This window comes from Streptomyces sp. NPDC032822 (assembly GCF_055578825.1).
In genome coordinates, this window is the sequence record NZ_JBVIOL010000055.1 from 1 (window position 1) to 2,275 (window position 2,275).

The following is a 2,275-nucleotide window of genomic DNA, read 5'->3' on the forward strand; positions in this document are numbered from 1 at the left end:
TGTCGGCGACGGGTGAATCGTGACCCTCTGACGGCGGATCAAAACTGACCCACTTCGTGGTCTTCTGACCAACCTGATCTTGATCGAAGGTCAGGAGAAGAGGGTGATTTCCGTGGAGGACTGGGCAGAGATCCGCAGGCTGCACCGGGCCGAGCAGATGCCGATTAGGGCGATCGCGAGGCAGCTGGGCATCTCGAAGAACACAGTGAAGCGGGCCCTGGCCACCGACCGGCCGCCGGTCTACTCCCGGGCGGCGAAGGGCTCGGCGGTCGACGCGGTCGAGCCGCAGATCCGGGAACTGTTGAAGCAGACCCCGACTATGCCCGCGACCGTGATCGCCGAGCGGATCGGCTGGGACCGTGGCATGACCGTCCTCAAAGAACGCGTACGCGAACTGCGGCCCGCCTATCTGCCCGTCGATCCGGTCTCACGCACCACCTATCAGCCCGGCGAGCTGGCCCAGTGCGACCTGTGGTTCCCGCCGGCCGACATCCCGCTCGGCTACGGCCAGTCCGGCCACCCGCCGGTGCTCGTGATGGTCTCCGGCTACTCGCGGATCATCACGGCGAGGATGCTGCCCACCCGCACCACCGGCGACCTGATCGACGGCCACTGGAAGCTGCTGACCGGCTGGAACGCGGTTCCGCGGATGCTGGTCTGGGACAACGAGGCCGGCATCGGCCGCGGCAGGGTGACCGGCGACTTCGCCGCGTTCGCGGGCCTGCTCGCCACCCGGATCCACCTCTGCCGACCCCGCGATCCAGAAGCGAAAGGGCTGGTGGAGCGGGCCAACGGTTACCTGGAGACCAGCTTCCTGCCCGGCCGCACCTTCACCGGCCCCGACGACTTCACCACCCAGCTGACCACCTGGCTGGCCATCGCCAACCGGCGCCAGCACCGCACCCTCGGCGCCCGCCCCGTCGACCGGTGGGAAGCCGACCGGGCCCAGATGCTCACCCTGCCGCCCGTCGACCCGCCACGCTGGTGGCGCTTCGCCACCCGCATCGGCCGCGACCACTACATCCGCGTCGACACCTGCGACTACTCCGTGCACCCCCTCGCCATCGGCAAGAAGGTCCAGGTCCGCACCGACACCGACGAGGTCGTCGTGACCCTCGCCCCCGGCGGGGCGGAAGTCGCCCGCCATCCGCGGTGCTGGGCCAAGCAGCAGACCATCACCGACCCGGTCCATGCCCACGCCGCCGCCGTTCTGCGCGGCGACTACCGCCACCACCACGCTTCCCGGGCCCAGGCCGCCCGCCGGCACAACGCCGCCACCGCAAGCGATCTCGTCGAGGTCGAACAACGCCAACTCGACTCCTATGACCGCATGTTCACCCTCATCGAGGGCGGCGGCCAGGCCGATGACCCGGAGGTCTCCTGATGCCCACCACCACCAAGACCACCGCCCCGGCGGGGCCCCGCACCGGCCGTCAGACCGCCGCCGACCTGTCCTTCCTGGCCCGGGCGATGAAGGCCCCGGCCCTGCTGGACGCCGCCGAACGCCTGGCCGAACGCGCCCTGAAGGAGACCTGGACACACACCGAGTTCCTCGTCGCCTGCCTCCAGCGGGAGGTCTCCGCACGCGAGTCCCACGGCGGCGAGGCCCGCATCCGCACTGCCCGCTTCCCCGCGATCAAGACGATCGAGGAACTCGACATCACCCATCTGCGCGGCATAACGCGCCAACAGCTCGCGCATCTGGGCACGTTGGACTTCATCACCGGCAAGGAGAACGCCGTCTTCCTGGGACCGCCGGGGACCGGGAAAACACACCTGGCGATCGGACTCGCGGTCCGCGCCTGCCAGGCCGGCCACCGCGTCGCGTTCGCCACCGCCGCCGAATGGGTCGACCGCCTGGCCGCCGCCCACCATGGCGGACACCTCCAGGCCGAGCTCACCAAACTGTCCCGCTATCCGCTGATCGTGGTCGACGAGGTCGGCTACATCCCCTTCGAATCCGAGGCCGCGAACCTGTTCTTCCAACTGGTCTCGAACCGATACGAGAGAGCGAGCGTGATCGTCACGAGCAACAAACCCTTCGGACGCTGGGGCGAGGTCTTCGGCGACGAGACCGTCGCCGCCGCCATGATCGACCGCCTCGTCCACCACGCCGAGGTCCACTCCCTCAAAGGCGACTCCTACCGCATGCGCGGACGCCAACTCGGACGCGTCCCCACCGCCACACACGACACCGACTGAACACCGGCAACCCAGACCCGGTGGGTCAGAACTCGACCGCCCACACCGGGTCAGGATTCAACCGCCGCCGACA

At 69.2% G+C, this 2,275-nt stretch carries 2 protein-coding genes; both read left to right on the forward strand.

Annotated features, from left to right (window positions below):
• The first annotated feature begins 103 nt into the window (after window positions 1-103).
• The gene (gene istA / locus ACZ5VD_RS43890; protein WP_468686088.1) at window positions 104-1,384 is read left to right on the forward strand and encodes an IS21 family transposase; all 1,281 of its coding nucleotides are present in this window, start codon (window positions 104-106) and stop codon (window positions 1,382-1,384) included.
• Window positions 1,384-2,202 (forward strand): IS21-like element helper ATPase IstB, encoded by an 819-nt coding sequence (gene istB / locus ACZ5VD_RS43895; protein ID WP_468686089.1) that lies wholly within the window; start codon window positions 1,384-1,386, stop codon window positions 2,200-2,202. The genes istA and istB overlap by 1 nt, the downstream gene beginning before the upstream one ends.
• The last annotated feature ends 73 nt before the right edge of the window (window positions 2,203-2,275 follow it).